At 70.3% G+C, this 18,178-nt stretch carries 18 protein-coding genes and 1 tRNA gene; 18 read left to right on the top strand and 1 reads right to left on the bottom strand.

All coding sequences use genetic code 11. From position 1 onward, the window contains the following. Nucleotides 1-90 precede the first annotated feature (90 nt). On the top strand, nt 91-2,241 hold the full coding sequence (locus AC3ANM_RS07920) for a bifunctional lysylphosphatidylglycerol flippase/synthetase MprF (RefSeq protein WP_488287588.1): 2,151 nt from the start codon (nt 91-93) through the stop codon (nt 2,239-2,241). A gap of 66 nt (nt 2,242-2,307) precedes the next feature. Here the strand turns inward: AC3ANM_RS07920 and AC3ANM_RS07915 are convergent, their stop codons facing one another. Next, nucleotides 2,308-3,537: a pyridoxal phosphate-dependent aminotransferase gene (locus AC3ANM_RS07915; RefSeq protein WP_488287587.1), complete on the bottom strand. Its 1,230-nt coding sequence runs from the start codon at nt 3,535-3,537 to the stop codon at nt 2,308-2,310. Between the two features lie 197 nt (nt 3,538-3,734). Here AC3ANM_RS07915 and AC3ANM_RS07910 point away from each other — a divergent pair. The 17 genes from AC3ANM_RS07910 to AC3ANM_RS07830 all read left to right on the top strand — a co-directional run bounded on the left by AC3ANM_RS07910 (nt 3,735) and on the right by AC3ANM_RS07830 (nt 18,147). Then, nucleotides 3,735-3,807: transfer RNA gene (locus AC3ANM_RS07910), tRNA-Trp, on the top strand. A gap of 99 nt (nt 3,808-3,906) precedes the next feature. Next, the gene (secE, locus tag AC3ANM_RS07905) at nt 3,907-4,170 is read left to right on the top strand and encodes a preprotein translocase subunit SecE (protein ID WP_488287586.1); all 264 of its coding nucleotides are present in this window, start codon (nt 3,907-3,909) and stop codon (nt 4,168-4,170) included. 80 nt (nt 4,171-4,250) lie between these two features. After that, on the top strand, nt 4,251-5,051 hold the full coding sequence (nusG, locus tag AC3ANM_RS07900) for a transcription termination/antitermination protein NusG (protein ID WP_488287585.1): 801 nt from the start codon (nt 4,251-4,253) through the stop codon (nt 5,049-5,051). A 92-nt stretch (nt 5,052-5,143) separates the two neighbouring features. Beyond that, nucleotides 5,144-5,578: a 50S ribosomal protein L11 gene (gene rplK / locus AC3ANM_RS07895; RefSeq protein WP_488287584.1), complete on the top strand. Its 435-nt coding sequence runs from the start codon at nt 5,144-5,146 to the stop codon at nt 5,576-5,578. Nucleotides 5,579-5,708: 130 nt separating this feature from the next. Beyond that, nucleotides 5,709-6,428 (top strand): 50S ribosomal protein L1, encoded by a 720-nt coding sequence (gene rplA / locus AC3ANM_RS07890; RefSeq protein ID WP_488287583.1) that lies wholly within the window; start codon nt 5,709-5,711, stop codon nt 6,426-6,428. Then, on the top strand, nt 6,425-7,237 hold the full coding sequence (locus AC3ANM_RS07885; RefSeq protein ID WP_488287924.1) for an SCO4651 family lipoprotein: 813 nt from the start codon (nt 6,425-6,427) through the stop codon (nt 7,235-7,237). The genes rplA and AC3ANM_RS07885 overlap by 4 nt, the downstream gene beginning before the upstream one ends. 129 nt (nt 7,238-7,366) lie before the next feature. Continuing rightward, the gene (locus tag AC3ANM_RS07880) at nt 7,367-8,146 is read left to right on the top strand and encodes an SCO4651 family lipoprotein (RefSeq protein ID WP_488287582.1); all 780 of its coding nucleotides are present in this window, start codon (nt 7,367-7,369) and stop codon (nt 8,144-8,146) included. A gap of 152 nt (nt 8,147-8,298) precedes the next feature. Next, entirely contained in the window at nt 8,299-9,099 is an 801-nt protein-coding gene (locus AC3ANM_RS07875; protein WP_488287581.1) for a LolA-like protein, read from the top strand. Nucleotides 9,100-9,359: 260 nt separating this feature from the next. Further along, nucleotides 9,360-9,971: a 50S ribosomal protein L10 gene (gene rplJ, locus AC3ANM_RS07870; RefSeq protein ID WP_488287580.1), complete on the top strand. Its 612-nt coding sequence runs from the start codon at nt 9,360-9,362 to the stop codon at nt 9,969-9,971. 75 nt (nt 9,972-10,046) lie between these two features. After that, the gene (gene rplL, locus AC3ANM_RS07865; protein ID WP_141789371.1) at nt 10,047-10,436 is read left to right on the top strand and encodes a 50S ribosomal protein L7/L12; all 390 of its coding nucleotides are present in this window, start codon (nt 10,047-10,049) and stop codon (nt 10,434-10,436) included. A gap of 323 nt (nt 10,437-10,759) precedes the next feature. Beyond that, nucleotides 10,760-11,755: an ABC transporter ATP-binding protein gene (locus tag AC3ANM_RS07860; protein ID WP_488287579.1), complete on the top strand. Its 996-nt coding sequence runs from the start codon at nt 10,760-10,762 to the stop codon at nt 11,753-11,755. After that, entirely contained in the window at nt 11,752-12,522 is a 771-nt protein-coding gene (locus AC3ANM_RS07855; RefSeq protein WP_488287578.1) for an MlaE family ABC transporter permease, read from the top strand. Before AC3ANM_RS07860 ends, AC3ANM_RS07855 begins: the two co-directional genes overlap by 4 nt. Nucleotides 12,523-12,535: 13 nt before the next feature. Beyond that, on the top strand, nt 12,536-13,363 hold the full coding sequence (locus AC3ANM_RS07850; protein WP_488287577.1) for an MlaE family ABC transporter permease: 828 nt from the start codon (nt 12,536-12,538) through the stop codon (nt 13,361-13,363). A gap of 29 nt (nt 13,364-13,392) precedes the next feature. Further along, nucleotides 13,393-14,712 carry an MCE family protein gene (locus AC3ANM_RS07845; protein WP_488287576.1) on the top strand — a complete coding sequence of 440 codons (1,320 nt, stop codon included), beginning with the start codon at nt 13,393-13,395 and terminating at the stop codon, nt 14,710-14,712. After that, nucleotides 14,709-15,731, top strand: coding sequence for an MCE family protein (locus tag AC3ANM_RS07840; RefSeq protein WP_488287575.1), 1,023 nt, complete (start codon nt 14,709-14,711; stop codon nt 15,729-15,731). Before AC3ANM_RS07845 ends, AC3ANM_RS07840 begins: the two co-directional genes overlap by 4 nt. Beyond that, complete coding sequence (locus AC3ANM_RS07835) at nt 15,728-16,699, top strand: MCE family protein (RefSeq protein ID WP_488287574.1); 972 nt, start codon at nt 15,728-15,730, stop codon at nt 16,697-16,699. Before AC3ANM_RS07840 ends, AC3ANM_RS07835 begins: the two co-directional genes overlap by 4 nt. Further along, on the top strand, nt 16,696-18,147 hold the full coding sequence (locus AC3ANM_RS07830; RefSeq protein WP_488287573.1) for an MCE family protein: 1,452 nt from the start codon (nt 16,696-16,698) through the stop codon (nt 18,145-18,147). Before AC3ANM_RS07835 ends, AC3ANM_RS07830 begins: the two co-directional genes overlap by 4 nt. Nucleotides 18,148-18,178 lie beyond the last annotated feature (31 nt).

Genomic DNA, 18,178 nt, shown 5'->3' with positions numbered 1-18,178 from the left:
TGCCATGCCGGTGCGCGGCCCGCGAGGGACCGACGGCCCCTCGTCCTTCTGGCGGTGGAGGCCGCCCCGGCCGGCGCCAAGGATGGGCGGATGGCCCGTGCCCGCGCCCTCGTGCGCCAGGCGCCGCTGACCGTCCTGCTCGCCGTCCTGGTGCTGCTCGCCGCCGTGGTCAGCCGCAGCCTGTGGGACCCGCTGGCCGGCCGGCCCGCGGAGGCGGACCTCGCCTACGGCCTGCCCGCGCTCGAGCACGGCCGGTGGTGGACCGTGGCCACCGGCGCCTTCCTGGCGCTGCGGCCGCTGGAGTACGTCCCCATCCTGGCCGGCCTGCTCCTGCTCGCCGGGTTCGCCGAGGTCCGCCTGGGCACCCGGCGCGCCGCGGTGGCGCTGGTCTCCAGCCACGTCGTGGGGGTGCTCGGCGCCGCCGGCCTGCTGGCCCTCGTCCGTGGTCATGGCTTTGGCTACGCCGACGCCCTGGCGCGCCACCTGGACGCCGGTATGTCGGCCGGTTTCCTCGGTGCCGCGGCCGCGGCGACCGTGACCCTCCACCCACCTTGGCGAGCCCGCCTGCGGTTCCTGCTCACGGCATACGTGGTGATCTCCCTGGCGCACGTCGGGGCGGTCTTCGACCTGGAGCACCTGCTGGCCGTCGGCTACGGCCTGGCCCTCGGCCCGCTGCTGCTGGGCCGGCACCCGCGCCTGACCTGGCGCCAGCTGACCCGTCGCGACTACCGGCTGCTGGCGTCGGGGCTGTTCGTCCTGGCCGCGGTCGAGGGTCTGGTCACCGCTCTCGCCCCCGGCGGCGGCCCGCTGTTCGCCACCCTGTCGGTGGAGCAGAAGCAGGAGGAGCTCGCCAACTCCGACACCCTCCTCGGCGCCGGGATCCAGGCGGTGATCTGGCTCTGGCTCGCCCGCAGCCTCTATAAGGGCCGCCGGCTCGCCTGGCGCTGGGCGGTGGGGCTGGTCGGCCTGGCGATGCTGGCCCAGGTGGTCGGGCTGGTGTACCTCGCCGTCAGGCACCTGCCGGGGTGGCCGGCCGGCCTCTACGAGCTGCTCGGCAACGGCATCGGCATGGCCGCGCTCATCGTCGGCCGGCGGGCCTTCCGCAACCCCTCGCGCCGCCGGGCCCGGCGCACCACCGGCAGCCTGCTCTCACCGGCGCACGAGGACCAGCGCGCCGCCGCGACCGCCCTGCTCCAGCAGGAGGGCACGGTCAACCGGCTGGCCTGGATGACCACCTGGCCGGAGAACCGCTGGTTCACCGACCAGCGCAGCGCCGGCTACGTCGCCTACCGCGTGCACGCCGGTGTCGCGCTGGGCCTGTGCGACCCGGTCGCGGCCCGGGAGGCCGACCGGGAGGAACTGCTGGGGGCCTTCGCCGACACCGCCCACGCGGCAGGACTCGTGCCGTGCCTGTTCACCGTGACGGCGGAGACCGCCCGCCACGCCACCGCCCACGGCTGGCACGCCCTCCAGGTCGCCGAGGAGGCGGTCATCGACCTGACCCGGCTGGAGTTCACCGGCAAGGCGTGGCAGGACGTGCGCACCGCGCTCAACCAGGCCGCCAAGCTCGGTATCGCGTTCCGCATCGGTCCGCTGTCGGAGCAGCCCCGCGGGCTGCAGCTCCAGGTCAAGGCCATCTCCAGCGAGTGGGTCGAGGACAAGGGGCTGCCGGAGATGGGGTTCACCCTCGGTGGCGTGGACGAGGCGCTCGACCCGCAGGTGCGCGTCGGGCTGGCCGTGGACGCGGACGCGACGGTGCACGGCCTCACCTCGTGGATGCCGATCCACGCCCCGGGCGGCGGGCCACCCGTCGGCTGGACGCTGGACGTGATGCGCCGGCTCCCGGGCGGCTTCCGCTACGCGATGGAGTTCCTCATCGCCTCGGCGTGCATGACCTTCCGCGAGGAGGGGGCCGGGATCGTGTCGCTGTCGGGGGCCCCGCTGGCTCGCGCGGCCGCGCCCGCCGCGGGCAAGGGCCCCGGGGTCGAGGACACCGCGCCGGGACCGGACCGCAATGCCCTCGACGGCTTCCTGGACCGGCTCGGCTCCACCCTCGAGCCCTACTACGGGTTCCGCTCGCTGCAGGCCTTCAAGACCAAGTTCCAGCCCCGCTTCGAGCCCCTCTACCTGGTCTTCCCCGACGAGGCGGCCCTGCCCCGGATCGGCCTGGCCCTGTCGCGGGCCTACCTGCCCGACGCCGGGGTGCGCGACCTGGTCACCCTTGCCCGCTCCGGCCACTGACGGCACCCGCACGCAGCGCGGCCCGCCCCGGCACGTCCGGGGCGGGCCGCAACGGGCAGCGCGAGGTCAGTGGGCCTCGGCGAGCAGCTTCTGGATCCGGCCGACACCCTCAGTGAGGTCGGCGTCGCCGAGCGCGTAGGACAGGCGCAGGTAGCCGCTGGGGCCGAACGCCTCACCCGGCACGACCGCCACCTCGACCTCCTCGAGGATCAGCTCGGCGAGCTCGACCGACGTGGTCGGCACCTTGCCGCGGATGGTCTTGCCGAGCAGGCCCTTGACGGAGGGGTAGACGTAGAACGCGCCCTGCGGCGTCGGGCACTCCACGCCGGGGATCTCGTTGAGCATCGAGACGATGGTGCGCCGGCGCCGGTCGAAGGCGACCTTCATCTCCTCGACGGCGTCCAGCGAGCCGTTGAGGGCCGCGATCGCGGCGCGCTGGGAGACGTTGGCGACGTTGGAGGTGGCGTGGGACTGCAGGTTGGTCGCGGCCTTGATGACGTCCCTGGGGCCGATCATCCAGCCCACCCGCCAGCCGGTCATCGCGTAGGTCTTGGCCACCCCGTTGAGCACGACACAGGTGTCGGCGAGCGCGGGCACCTCGACCGGCATCGACGCCGAGCGCACCCCGTCGTAGGTGAGGTGCTCGTAGATCTCGTCGGTGACGACCCAGATCCCGTGCGCCAGGGCCCACTCGCCGATCGCGCGGACCTGCTCGGGGGAGTAGACGGCGCCGGTGGGGTTGGAGGGGGAGCAGAACAGCAGCACCTTGGTCTGCGGCGTGCGCGCGGCCTCGAGCTGCTCGACGGTGACCAGGTAGCCCTGGTCCTCGCCGGCGAAGACCTCCACCGGCGTGCCCCCGGCGAGCTTGATCGCCTCGGGGTAGGTGGTCCAGTACGGCGCCGGCAGCAGCACCTCGTCGCCCGGGTCGAGCAGCGTGGCGAAGGTGTTGTAGACGGCCTGCTTGCCGCCGTTGGTGACGAGCACCTGCTCGGGGGCCACGGCATACCCGCTGTCGCGCTGGGTCTTGGCGACGATGGCCTTCTTCAGCTCGGGCAGGCCACCGGCGGGGGTGTAGCGGTGGTTCGCCGGGTCGTGGGACGCGGCGACGGCCGCCTCGACGATGTAGTCCGGCGTCGGGAAGTCCGGCTCACCGGCACCGAAGCCGATGACCGGCCGGCCCTCGGCCTTGAGCGCCTTGGCCTTGGCGTCGACCGCGAGCGTGGCGGACTCGGCGATGGAGCCGATGCGCCGGGAGATGCGACGGGCAGGGGCAGGGGTGGCTGCAGACTCGGTCACCCGGCCATCGTCCCAGACCGGCCGGATGCCGTGCAGTCGCGTCCGCGGTCCGGGCGCCCCCGGTCACGAGCACCGTTGGGGATCGGGCACAATGGTCGGGCATCACCGCGAGTTCGCGTTGGGCGTCGTCCCTCGCGTATGCTCGCCCCTTGGGTGGTTGACGACAACCATGCTCAGGCATGCCCGACACCACCCGTAGGGCAGTGGCTCAATTGGTAGAGCACCGGTCTCCAAAACCGGCGGTTGGGGGTTCGAGTCCCTCCTGCCCTGCGTCGTAGATGCCGATGACGTTCGGCGTCGGCATCCCAGCCAGGAGTGTCGGCGCCGAAGGTCACAGGTCAGCAACCGAGAAGAGGACCAGTGACGAACGTGAGCACGGCCGACACCCGCGGCTCCGGCCGCCGGCGTGGGTCTGCCCCCAAGCGCGGCAACTTCGTCACGCGCATGTTCCGCGCGGTCGCGCTCTTCATCAGCCAGATCCTCGATGAGCTGCGCAAGGTCGTCCGGCCCACGCGCCACGAGCTGCTCACCTACACCAGCGTCGTCATCGTGTTCGTCGTCGCGGTCATGCTCTACGTGTCCGTGCTCGACTTCGGGTTCGGCAAGCTGATCCTGTGGGTGTTCGGCAGCTAGCACGTCCCCGGTCGGCAGCAGCCGGCCCCGCGGCCGCCCACCGCGGCCGACCCAGAGAGTTACGGAAGTAGGTCAACAGCGTGTCCGAGCAGTGGAGCTCCGAGGCCCCGCACGAGAGCGGCGCTGACGTCGACGTCGTCGAGACGACCTCCCTCGAGGAGACCGCCACCGAGGAGACCGGCGACGCCGCCGGTGCCGAGGTGACCGCGGACGCCGGGACCACCGACACAGACACCGAGACCGCGGAGGCCGGCGAGGCCGCCCCCGCCGAGTCCGGCGACCCGGTCGAGGAGTTCAAGGCCGGCCTGCGCCGCCAGGAGGGTGACTGGTACGTCATCCACTCCTACGCCGGCTACGAGAACCGTGTGAAGGCCAACCTCGAGACCCGCGTGACCAGCCTCAACATGGAGCCCTACATCTTCCAGGTGGAGGTCCCCATGGAGGAGGTCACCGAGATCAAGAACGGCCAGCGCAAGCTGGTCCGCCGGGTCCGGATGCCCGGATACGTCCTGGTGCGCATGGACCTCACCGACGAGAGCTGGGGCGCCGTGCGCCACACCCCGGGCGTCACCGGGTTCGTCGGCCACACCCACCAGCCGGTGCCGCTGAGCCTCGACGAGGTCTTCACCATGCTGGCCCCCAACCTCGAGCCCAAGGGCGAGGCCGCCCCGGGCAAGGCCGCCGCGAAGAAGACCGCCGACGTCAAGGTCGTCGACTTCGAGGTCGGCGAGTCCGTCACCGTCATGGAGGGTCCGTTCGAGACCCTGCCTGCCACGATCTCCGAGATCAACGCCGACACCCAGAAGCTGAAGGTGCTGGTCTCGATCTTCGGCCGCGAGACGCCGGTCGAGCTGTCGTTCAACCAGGTCGCCAAGATCTGATTCGGACGACGTCCCCGGACTCCTCCGGGTGACTGCAACCGGGTCATCGCCCACGGCGTCGGCCCACACCACAAGAAAAGGACCCGAAAGACATGCCTCCCAAGAAGAAGAAGGTCACCGGCTTCATCAAGCTGCAGATCCAGGCCGGTGCCGCGACGCCCGCGCCGCCCGTGGGCCCGGCCCTCGGTCAGCACGGTGTCAACATCATGGAGTTCGTCAAGGCGTACAACGCTGCGACGGAGTCCCAGCGCGGCAACGTCATCCCGGTCGAGATCACGGTCTACGAGGACCGCTCCTTCACCTTCGTCACGAAGACCCCGCCGGCCGCCGAGCTGATCAAGAAGGCCGCCGGTGTGGCCAAGGGCTCCGGCGAGCCGCACAAGACCAAGGTCGCCAAGCTCACCGCCGACCAGGTCCGCGAGATCGCCACGCAGAAGATGGAAGACCTCAACGCCAACGACCTCGACGCCGCGAGCAAGATCATCGCCGGCACCGCCCGCTCCATGGGCATCACGGTCGAGGGCTGAACCACCCCAACCCGGTATGCCGGTGAGCTCACCTCCCTGAGGTGAGCAGGCGGCATACCGACAGTGGCAGGGCCAGGCGCTGGCCCGAGGACCACGACTCCACACGAACACCAACCACTCAGGAGCAGAAGTGAAGCGCAGCAAGTCCTACCGCGCGGCCGCCGAGAAGATCGACGCCGCGAAGCTCTACGCACCGCTCGAGGCCGTGCGTCTGGCCAAGGACACCTCCACCACCAAGTACGACGCGACCGTCGAGGTTGCCATGCGTCTGGGCGTCGACCCGCGCAAGGCCGACCAGATGGTCCGCGGCACCGTCAACCTCCCGCACGGCACCGGCAAGACGGCCCGGGTCCTGGTCTTCGCCACCGGCGAGCGTGCGGAGCAGGCGACGGCGGCCGGGGCCGACTACGTCGGTTCCGACGAGCTGCTCGACAAGGTCGCCGGCGGCTGGCTCGACTTCGACTCGGTCGTCGCCACCCCCGACCTCATGGGCAAGGTGGGTCGCCTGGGCAAGGTCCTCGGTCCCCGTGGCCTCATGCCCAACCCGAAGACCGGCACGGTGACCATGGACGTCGCCAAGGCCGTCTCGGACATCAAGGGCGGCAAGATCGAGTTCCGCGTCGACAAGCACGCCAACCTGCACTTCATCATCGGCAAGTCCTCCTTCGACGAGGCCAAGCTGGTGGAGAACTACGGTGCGGCGCTGGAGGAGATCCTCCGACTCAAGCCGTCCGCGGCGAAGGGTCGCTACATCCAGAAGGCGACGCTGACCACGACGATGGGCCCCGGCATCCCGCTGGACCCCAACCGCACCCGCAACCTGCTCGCTGAGGAAGAGGCGCAGGCCTGATTCCCCACAGCACACGACCAAGCCGCGCCGGGCTCCCCGGCGCGGCTTCGGTCGTTGTCGCCCTGGTCGCGCTCGGGCTCGGCGCCTGCACCAACGACCAGGCGGCGGCGCCCCGACCCTCCGTCGGCCAGACCGTCGCGGCCGGCCCGCTGTTCGGCGCCATGGTCAAGCGGATCGAGTCGCAGCGCACGGTGCACTTCAGCAGCCAGGGGCCGACCGGCACCGGCCAGGGCGACATCGTCCTGCAGGGCTCGGACTCCCGGCTGTCCTTCTCCGGGGACCAGAACGGCGAGAGCACCGAGCTGCGCGTCTTCGGCGACGCGGTCTACATCTCCGACCACTCCCAGCCGGGCCGCTCCTGGCTGCGTCTGTCGGCCAAGGGGGGCGACCAGCTCTCGGCGATGATGGCTCCCGTCGTCGCCGTGATCACCGCCTCGCTCAACCCGGCCAACCAGGTGCGGCTCTACGCCGACGCCCCGCCGTTCACCACGGTGGGCAGCGAGCGGATCGGCGACACGGACACTACACACTACAAGGGCAGCATCCAGGCCTCCAGCATGCTCCAGCTGCTCCCGCCGCAGGTGCAGACCCTGGTCAAGGACCGTCTCACCGGCACCGTCGCGATCGAGGTGTGGATCGACGGCGACGGCCTGCCGGTCCGCATCCGCTCCGCCAAGCCGGGGGAGGAGGCCACGGTCACCACCTACAAGGGGTGGGGGCAGGACGTGGACGTCGTCCGCCCGCCGGCGTCACAGGTCGCCGACCCGCCCCGCCTGCCCGCCGCGCCGAGCCCGTCCTCGGGCCAGTAGCCGGTCAGGCGCCCCGCGGTCGCCCCACGCGCCCGTGGTTATGCTCGACGGCAGGATCGGGCCCCGCCCGAACTGCCGGGCCGGGCGACCGACGACGCCAAGCCCCACCGACCTCATCAGGGGGATGAGATGAAGAAGCTGCTCACGGTCCTCGCCGGCGCCGCGGTCCTCGCGACCGGCGCCTGCGGCACCAGCGACTCCAAGGGGACGGCCGCGCATTCGGCTGCCCCGCCGAAGGCGGGCACGGTGGTCCAGGCCGCCTCGTTCACCCCGCGCCTGCAGGCGGCGATGAAGAACGCCCGGACGATGCACCTGACGATGAACGTCACCACGGGCAGCGTCCCCGGGGTCTCCGGTGAGGGAGACGTCTCGATGGTCGACGGGGTCTCGGAGCACCTGACCATGAAGGCCGGCCAGATGCCGATGGAGATCGTCTTCAAGGACCAGGCGATCTACCTGAAGTCCAGCGCCATGCCGGTCGGCGGCAAGTGGATCGTGGCCCGCGAGGGTGGCACCGACGCGCTCTCGAAGCAGATGGCGCCGATGTTCGCGCAGATCAAGCAGATGCGGCCCGACCAGCAGGTGACCAACTACGCGGTGGCCGACCAGAAGGTCGTCGGCCAGGAGACCGTGGACGGCGTCGCCACGACCCACTACACCTCCTCTCCCTCGGCGGCGGCGATCACCAAGTCGCTCAGCCCCTCACTGGCGGCAACCCTGTCCGGCAAGGACCTGACCGACATCAAGGTCGACCTGTGGGTGGACGCCCAGGACCACCCGCGCAAGGTGGTCAGCTCGATGAAGCTCAAGGGCCAGCCGATCGAGACGACCCTGGAGCTGTCGAAGTTCGGCGAGCCGGTCACCATCACCGCACCGCCGGCGGCACAGACGACCACGGCCCCGCAGTGACCCTCGCGACGCGCGCGGCCTGAGGGTCGCCCGTTCGGTCCGACCCCGGTCGGCCGAACGGGCCGACCTGCGGCGACGGCCTGCCTGCACCGGACGTGCCTTCCTACCGTTGGAGCGGTCGGGAGGCACGTCCGTCTGTCGGGGGAGTGGTCATGGTTCGTCGGTTCAGCGTGGCGGTCGTCCTCGGGGCGACCCTGATGACGTCCGGGTGCGGCGTCGTGGCGGTGGCCGGGATGGCCGGCCACGCCCCGGCTCAGGTGACCTCCTCCGCCTCGGTCCGGCAGGCGTCGGGGGCGACCGGGCTCGACGCAGCCGAGCTGGACCGCCGGGTCAGCGCGGCGTTGCGGGGCAAGCACACCGTGCACGTGGTGTTCCGGGCCAGTGGCCTGTCCGCCTCGGGAGACATCGCGGAGGGCAGCCGGATCTCCGGGCACCTCACGGTCGCCACCGGGGGGACGTCGGTCGAGGTCATCCTCATCGGGGGCCGGGCCTGGCTGCGCTCACCACGGCTGGCCGCGGGCCGGTGGGTGGCTGCGCGCTCGGGCGGGACCGACCCGATCAGCCGGTCCATGCAGCCGGCGTTCGACCAGATCGCCGCCCTGGCGCCGGGCCGTCCGGTCCACCGGCAGCTGGCCGGGCCCGTGACGAAGGGGCGGAAGGCGAGGCTGGCGGACGGGACCGTCCTCACCGAGTACGTCGCCCACCCCAGCGTGCAGGACGTGCTGGAGACCATGCCCAAGCAGCAGGCGAACGAGCTGCGCACCCGCGAGATCACCGGTGTGGCGGTGCACCTGTGGGTCGACGCCAGGTTCGTGCCGCGGCGCATGACCAGCACGCTGACCGTGAGCGGCCACCCCGTGCAGGTCAGCTACGAGCTCTCGCGGTGGGGAGCGCCGGTCACGATCGTCGCCCCAGCGGGGGCCGTGACCCTCACCCGGGGTGCCGGCGCCTGAGCCCGCCGCAGGAGCGCCCCGTTTTGACCTCGGTGCCCATCGGCCCGTACTCTTGCCGCGACCAAAGACCGCCGGTTGTCCTCGCGCATCAGCGTGAAGACCGAAGGTTCCGCAGCACAGCGGGCGACCAGCGCAGGCCACGCACGTGAACGGCATGCACGGGTTTCGCGCCCTTGTCTGCAGTGAGCCCCCGCGTCCTGCGCTGGGGGCTTTTCTCGTGTGTGGGGGCTTCGCCGGCATTCACCCGGAAGGAGGCCCGCATGGCAAAGCCCGAGAAGTCGGCAGCCATCGCCGAGCTGACGGACAAGTTCCGCAGCTCGGGTGCGGCCGTGCTGACGGAGTACCGCGGCCTGACCGTGTCGCAGCTGACCCAGCTGCGGAGCTCCCTGCGTGAGCACGCCAGCTACGCCGTGGTGAAGAACACGCTGACCCAGATCGCTGCCAAGGAAGCCGGTGTGACGGCTTTCGACGGCCAGCTCACGGGCCCCTCGGCGATCGCCTTCATCACCGGTGACCCGGTGGAGGCGGCCAAGGGCCTGCGTGACTTCGCCAAGGCCAACCCCCTCCTCGTCATCAAGGGCGGCGTGCTTGACGGCAAGTCGCTGACCGCTGACGAGATCAAGAAGCTCGCGGACCTCGAGTCCCGCGAGGTTCTCCTGGCCAAGCTGGCGGGCGCCATGAACGCCTCGCTCAGCAAGGCTGTCTACCTCTTCGCCGCTCCTTTGTCGCAGACGGCCCGCGTGGTCGACGCCCTGCGCGCGAAGGTCGAGGCGGAGGGTCCCGTGGCGACCGAGGCTCCGGCCGAGGCTGCTGCGGACGAGGCCGCCGAGGCCAGCACCGAAGACGTCGCCGCGGGTGGCGACGAGAGCTGAGCCGGGTTCACCCCCGCGCATCAGCTCGATCCACAACCAACGCCACTCACGGCATAAGTAGGAAGGAACGCCATCATGGCGAAGCTCAGCACTGACGAGCTGCTCGAGGCTTTCAAGGAGATGACGCTGATCGAGCTCTCCGAGTTCGTGAAGCAGTTCGAGGACACCTTCGGCGTCACCGCCGCTGCTCCGGTCGCCGTTGCGGCTGCCCCCGCTGCGGGCGGCGCCGGCGGCGAGGCCGCCGCTGAGGAGAAGGACGAGTTCGACGTCATCCTCGACGCGGCCGGCGACAAGAAGATCCAGGTCATCAAGGAGGTGCGCGCCCTCACGAACCTCGGCCTGAAGGAGGCCAAGGACCTCGTTGACGGCGCCCCGAAGCCGATCCTGGAGAAGGTCAACAAGGAGGCCGCTGACAAGGCCAAGGCTGCCCTCGAGGGCGCTGGCGCCACCGTCACCCTCAAGTGAGCTGATCCCGGCGCCACGGCGTCGGGGCCCTCGCTGCACAACGGCGGGACAGACCTGGTCTGTCCCGCCGTTGTCGTGTCCGGACCCGGTTCAGGCAAGCTCCGTGAGGCCCGAGTTACGGGTGGGACACGGTGACGTCGGCCATACGATTTGCCCCTTTCCATGTTGCGGGAATTCCGGAACACTCCAGCCTTGACCCAGGGGGCGCGGCGGCCGTCGCCGCGCGCTACCCGCGCGTAACCTGCACCGCGCTGTGTCGTTAACGTGTCGACCCGCTCACAAAGGGCGACGCCTCTGGGTGCCGATCGGGAAGAGGTGAGGCAGTGGGCGTTGAGATCAAGGTCGAAGGGCTGACCAAGAGGTTCGGCTCGCAGACGATCTGGAACGACGTCACGCTGACGCTGCCGGCGGGCGAGATCTCGGTGATGCTCGGCCCCTCCGGCACCGGCAAGTCCGTGTTCCTCAAGACCCTGGTGGGCCTGCTCAAGCCCGACGCCGGCTCCATCTGGATCAACGGCAAGGACCTCACCCGGCTGCGCGAGCACGACCTCTACGAGGTCCGCAAGCTCTTCGGCGTCCTGTTCCAGGACGGCGCCCTCTTCGGCTCGATGAACCTCTACGACAACGTCGCCTTCCCGCTGCGCGAGCACACCAAGAAGAGCGAGTCCGAGATCAAGCGGATCGTCACGGAGAAGATGGACCTCGTCGGTCTCTCCGGGGCCGAGGGCAAGCTCCCCGGCGAGATCTCGGGCGGGATGCGCAAGCGGGCCGGGCTGGCCCGAGCCCTGGTGCTCGACCCCGAGATCCTGCTCATCGACGAGCCGGACTCCGGACTGGACCCGGTGCGCACGTCCTACATCAACCAGCTCTTCATCGACCTCAACGCCCAGATCGACGCGACGTTCCTCATCGTCACCCACGACATCAACACGGCGCGGACGGTGCCCGACAACATCGGCCTGCTCTACCACAAGCACCTCGCCATGTTCGGCCCGCGCGAGATGCTCCTCTCCAGCGAGGAGCCGGTAGTCCGCCAGTTCCTCAACGCCCAGACGATCGGCCCCATCGGCATGTCCGAGGAGAAGGACGCCGACGAGCTGGCGCAGGAGCAGGGCCAGGAGCTGCCCCCGCTGCCGCCGATCGCCCTCCAGCTCCAGACGAGCGACGGCACCCCCCGCCGCGCCGAGCGCCCCGCCGGCGAGTGGTGCCGCGAGAACGGCGTGGTGCCACCGCCGGGGTCGTTCATGTCCAAGAACGCCGGCGTGCCCGGCGTCAGCCAGCGCGCCGAGGCCGCAGAGCCCGAGCGGGCCGTCTCGTGAGCAACCCGGTCACCGGCGCGCTCAGGCAGAGCGGCTCGCTGTTCGCCCTCGCGCTCGACGTGCTGCGGGCGCTGCCGCGGAGGCCGTTCCAGGGCAAGGAGTTCATCCAGCAGTCCTGGTTCATCGCGAGCGTGACCATCCTGCCCACGGCCCTCGTCTCCATCCCGTTCGGTGCGGTCATCGCCCTCCAGCTCGGCACCCTCACCCGCCAGCTCGGGGCGCAGTCCTACACCGGTGCCGCGAGCGTCCTGGCCGTCATCCGCGAGGCCTCCCCGATCGTCACCGCGCTGCTCATCGCCGGCGCCGGCGGCTCGGCGATCTGCGCCGACCTGGGCTCGCGCAAGATCCGCGAGGAGATCGACGCGATGGAGGTGCTGGGCATCAGCCCCATCCAGCGGCTGGTCGTGCCCCGCGTCCTCGCCGCGATGCTCGTCTCCGTGCTGCTCAACGGGCTCGTGTCCGTCGTCGGCGTCTGCGGCGGCTACTTCTTCAACGTCATCATCCAGGGCGGCACCCCCGGTGCCTACATCGCCTCGTTCACGGCGCTGGCCCAGCTGCCGGACCTGTGGACCGGTGAGATCAAGGCCCTGATCTTCGGCGCGATCGCCGCGATCGTCGCCTCCTACAAGGGACTCACCGCCGGCGGTGGCCCCAAGGGCGTGGGCGACGCGGTCAACCAGAGCGTCGTCATCACCTTCATGTTGCTGTTCGTCGTGAACTTCGTGGCGACGGCGGTCTACTTCCAAGTCGTTCCCCAGAAGATCTGAGCGAGGTGAGTCGATGAGCAAGCTGGCAGACCTCGCGGGCCGCCCGGCAGCGGCCCTGGACGACCTGGGCGGGCAGCTGCGCTTCTACGTGCGGTCCCTGGCGTGGAGCGGTCGCACGCTCACGCGGTACAAGAAGGAGGTCGTGCGCCTCCTGGCCGAGGTCAGCCTCGGCACCGGCGCCCTCTCGGTCATCGGCGGCACCGTCGGCGTGATCGCCTTCCTGGCCTTCTTCACCGGCACCGAGGTCGGTCTGCAGGGCTACTCGTCCCTGAACCAGCTCGGCACCGGGGCGTTCACCGGCTTCATCTCGGCCTACCTCAACACGCGTGAGATCGCGCCGCTGGTCGCCGGCCTCGCGCTGGCGGCCACCGTCGGCTGTGGCTTCACCGCCCAGCTCGGCGCCATGCGGATCAGCGAGGAGGTCGACGCCCTCGAGGTGATGGGCATCCCCAGCCTGCCGTTCCTGGTGACGACCCGCATGATCGCGGGCTTCGTGGCCTGCCTGCCGCTCTACGTGCTGGGGCTGCTGTCCTCGTACGCGGCGACCCGGTTCATCACCACCAGCTACTTCGGCCAGTCCAAGGGCACCTACGACCACTACTTCCACCTCTTCCTGCCCCCGGTGGACGTGTTCTGGTCCTTCGTCAAGGTGATGGTCTTCGCGGTCGTGATCATCCTGATCCACTGCTACTACGGCTACACCGCGTCCGGCGGCCCGGCCGGCGTCGGCGTGGCCGTCGGCAAGGCGGTCAGGACCTCGATCGTGGCGATCAACATCGTCGACTTCTTCTTCAGCCTGGCCGTCTGGGGCGCCACGACGACTGTGCGGATAGCGGGTTGACGACGTTGAGCGAACAGCGTTCCGGGGTCATGTCCCGCCTCAGCAACCACGCCTACGGCGCGGCGTTCCTCGCCGTGCTGGCGCTGCTGGTGGGGCTGTCCGTGGCCTCCTTCCAGAAGAAGTTCACCCCCGTGGTCATGGTCAACCTGCTGACCGACCACATCGGCAACCAGCTCCAGGCGTCCTCCGACGTCAAGATCCGTGGCCTGATCGTCGGCGAGGTCCGTGACATCACGACGACCGGCAGGGGAGCGCGCATCCAGCTGGCGCTCCAGCCGGACCAGGTGGACCAGATCCCGGCCAACGTCGGCGCCCGGCTCCTGCCCAAGACGCTCTTCGGCGAGCGCTACGTCGACCTCGTGCCGCCGGAGCAGGCGTCCGCCTCGCACATCCAGGCGGGCGACACGATCGGCCAGGACAAGACCAAGGTGGCCATCGAGCTCGAGCAGGTCTTCGACAACCTGCTGCCGCTGCTGCGCACGGTCAAGCCCGAGAAGCTGTCGGCGACGCTCAACGCCCTCGCGACGGCCCTCGACGGCCGTGGCCAGCGGCTCGGGGAGAACCTCGTCATGGTCGACAGCTACTTCAAGCAGATCAACCCCAAGATGCCGACCATCCAGGCCGACATCAGCGGGCTGGCCGACCTGGCCTCGACCTACGCGGACGCGGCGCCGGACCTGTTGCGCATGCTGAAGTCCCTGATCACGACCAACACCACGATCGTGCAGAAGAAGGACTCCCTCGCCGGCTTCCTGGCCGGGACCGCAGGGTTCGCCAACACGACGACCCGCTTCCTGGAGACCAACGGCGACCGGATCATCCAGGTCGGCACCGTCCAGCGCCCGACCCTGGCCACGTTCGCCCGGTACTCGCCCATCTACCCCTGCTTCGCGCAGGGCCTGTCCCACTGGGTCCCCAACATCAACCAGGCATTCAGCAACCACTCCTTCCACATCACCCTCGAGGTCGTGAAGCCACGCAACGCCTACCAACCCGGTGAGGAACCGGCGTGGCGGGACAACCGCGGACCGGGCTGCCTCGGCCTGCCCGACCCGCACCAGTCGCAGGCCAACCCCCGGCCCGGGACGAAGTTCGACGACGGCACCGCGGGTCCGGGCAACTCGGCCCAGAGCGCCTTCCCCGGCGCTGCCGCCGACGCCCTGCCGTCCTACTTCGACGGGTCCTCCGGGGTCGGCATCACCAACGCCGACTCCGGCCTGGCCGGCACGGCCGCGGAGCAGCAGGTCATCGCGGGGCTGCTGACGCCCCTGGACCAGGGTCGCCCGTCGGCGATCACCGCGCTGCTCGCGGGGCCCCTGCTGCGTGGAACGGTGGTGAGCCAGCAGTGAAGACCACCTCGAGCCTGGTGAAGCTCATCATCTTCGCCACGGTGACGCTGCTCGCCTTCGGCACCCTCGCCGCGACGATCGCCAACTTCCAGCTCGGCGGCACCTCCACCTACCGGGCCGTCTTCCAGGACGTGACCGGGGTCGTGCCGGGGCAGGACGTGCGCATCGCCGGCGTCCGCGTCGGCGAGATCAAGGACGTCAAGGTCAACAGCAACCGGACCACGGCCCTGGTCAGCTTCACGGTCGACAAGACCAGCGTCCTGACCCAGGGCACCCGGGCCACGATCAAGTACCGCAACCTGGTGGGCGAGCGCTACCTCGCCCTCACCCAGGGCGTTGGCGGAGCCAGCCCGCTGGCCGACGGTGACCTGATCCCGCTCAGCCGCACCCAGTCGGCCCTGGACCTGACCGTCCTGTTCAACGGGTTCAAGCCGTTGTTCGCGGCGCTCTCGCCCAAGGACGTCAACGAGCTCTCCGGCGAGATCATCTCGGTCCTCCAGGGCGAGGGCGGCAGCATCAACTCCCTGCTCGCGCACACCGCGTCGCTGACCTCCTCCCTCGCCGACCGCGACCAGGTCATCGGCCGGACGATCACCAACCTCAACACGGTGCTGTCCACCGTCGACGAGCACGACAAGGCCCTCGGGGAGCTGCTCGACCAGCTGCAGCGGTTCGTCTCCGGCCTCGCCGCCGACCGCACGGCCATCGGGGCGTCGCTGACGAACATCAACGACCTGGCGGGCTCCACCGCGGGCCTGCTGAAGGTGGCCCGTCAGCCGATCCGCTCCGACATCGCGAACCTCAACTCGCTCGCGGCCACGCTCAACAAGCCCGCGAACACCGCCACCTTCGAGAAGTTCATGACCACGACGCCAGGCAAGCTCGAGACGATCACCCGGACCGCGACCTACGGATCCTGGTTCAACTTCTACCTGTGCCGGTTCAACGGCAAGGTGGCGTTGCCGACCGGCGCCGTCATCAGCCCGTCCTACGCCGTCACCGCCGCGAGGTGCTCATGAGCATCCCCTTCCGGGAGCGCAACCCCGTCCCGATCGGCGCAGCCGGCCTCGCGTTCTTCGCGGTGCTGCTGGTCCTCGCCTTCAACGCCCAGAACCTCCCGATCATCGGCGGGGGCGACACCTACCACGCCGCCTTCACCGAGGCGGGTGGCATCAAGAAGGACGACGACGTCCGGATCGCCGGCGTGAAGGTCGGCAAGGTCACCGGTGTGGACCTCGAGGGGGCGCACGTCCGGGTCGACTTCAAGATCACCGAGCCGGCCGCGTTCGGCCCCCAGACCGGGGCGTCGGTGCGGATGAAGACCGTGCTCGGCCAGAAGTACCTCGCCCTGGACCCCAAGGGCCCGGGCCAGATGAAGGCCGACTCGGAGATCCCGCTGGACCGGACTGTCTCCTCCTACGACGTGGTCGACGCCTTCACCGACCTGGCCACGACGTCGGAGCGCATCGACACCGGCCAGCTCGCGCGGTCGCTGAACGTCATGGCCGACACGTTCAAGGACAGCCCGGAGAGCGTCAAGGCTGCGCTCGACGGCCTCGGCCGGCTCTCGCGGACCGTGGCCTCGCGGGACACCGAGCTGAAGACCCTGCTGGCGCACGCCAACTCGGTCAGCGGCACGGTCGCGGCCCGAAACCAGTCCACCGCCAAGCTGATCAAGGACGCCGACCTGCTGATGGCAGAGCTCAACGCGCGCCGCGAGGCGATCCACACCCTGTTCACGAACACCTCGTCCCTGGCCCAGCAGCTGACGCTGCTCGTCCGCGAGAACCGGGCCCAGCTCAAGCCCGCCCTGGACCAGCTCAACCAGGTCCTCGCCGTGCTGCAGAAGCATGAGAAGGACCTGGACCGGACCATCAAGCTGATGGCGCCGTTCACGCGGGTGTTCGCCAACACCCTGGGCACCGGCCGGTGGTTCGACACCTACGTCGCCAACCTGACCGTCCCGGTGGGGGTGGTCAAGCCGTGAGCGACCCGATCCGCACCGGTCACCCCGGCCACCCCGAGCCCCTCGAGCCGGCCGGGTCCGGCATCCACCCCGGGGCAGCCACGCGCCCCGAGTCCGCGGTGGGCACCGAGGCCGCGGAGCAGACCGAGGTGATGCCCGACCTCGACGAGCGGGTCTTCGGCTCCACCAGCGAGCCCGCACCGGAGGCGGCGGCAGCGTCCGCACCCCGACCGCGGCGCCCTCGGCGTCAGGCCCCCGTGGTCGGTCGCGGCGCGAAGGTCATCGCCGTGGCCGCCGTCCTGGCCCTCGTCGCCGCCACCATCGTGCTCTGGCCCAAGGCCGACACCATCTCCGTGACCGGTGACTTCACCCGCGCGGTCGGCCTCTACCCGGGCTCGGACGTGCGCATCCTCGGCGTCCGCGTCGGCACCGTGCGCTCGGTCCAGCCCGAGGGCGACCACGTCAAGGTCACCTTCGACTACGACGCCAAGTACAAGGTGCCGGCCGACGCGAAGGCCGCCGTCGTGGCACCGTCGCTGGTCAGCGACCGCTACGTCCAGCTGTTGCCGGCCTACACCGGTGGCCCCGTGATGAAGAGCGGCGCCACGATCGGCCTTGACCACACTGCCGTCCCTGTGGAGCTCGACCGGATCTCGCAGAGCATGGACGACCTGCTGGTGGCCCTCGGCCCGCAGGGGGCCAACAAGAACGGCGCGCTGTCCAACCTGCTCGACACCGGCGCCCGCAACCTCAAGGGCGAGGGCGGCAAGATCCACGACACCAACCACGACCTGTCCCTGGCGGTGGCTTCCCTCTCCGGCGGCCGGGACGACCTGTTCTCGACGGTGAAGAACCTCCAGTCCTTCACCAGCATGCTGGCCACCAACGACACCCAGGTCCGGCGGCTCAACACGGACCTGGCCAACGTGTCCGACCAGCTGGCGGGGGAGCGGGGTGACCTGGCAGCAGCCCTGAAGAACCTCGCGGTGGCCCTGTCCGAGACCTCGTCCTTCGTCCACGACAACCGGGCGATCCTCAAGGCGGACGTCGGCCAGCTCACCTCGGTGTCGAGCACGGTGGCCAGGCAGCGCAACGCCCTGGCCGAGACACTGGACAACGCCCCGGTGGCGATCAGCAACCTGCAGAACGCCTACAACCCGGCCTCCGGCACGCTGGACACGCGCAACAACGCCGAGCAGCTGAAGGACCCGGCGCTCCTGCTGTGCGCCTTGGTGACCGGTCCGACCGGGACGGGCAACACGAACCTGTGCAGCACGATCCAGAAGCTGCTCAAGGTGCCGTCCCTGCCCGGTGGTGCCGGGCTGCCGCTCAACCTGCTCTCGGCGGTGCCCACCGACCCGGCCCTCACCTCCGGTGGGGCAGCCGGTGCCGGGGGTGCGAGCCAGCCCGCGGCGGACGTCCGCGGTGCCGACCCGACGCTCGGGGGACTTCTGGGAGGCACGCGATGACGCGCGATACCCGTCTGGTGGGCAGGGCAGG

The sequence above is a fragment of the Oryzihumus sp. JJN4-3R genome (assembly GCF_057747915.1).
The sequence above is the reverse complement of the archived record's forward strand: the minus strand, read 5'-3'. Positions and strand labels throughout refer to the sequence as shown.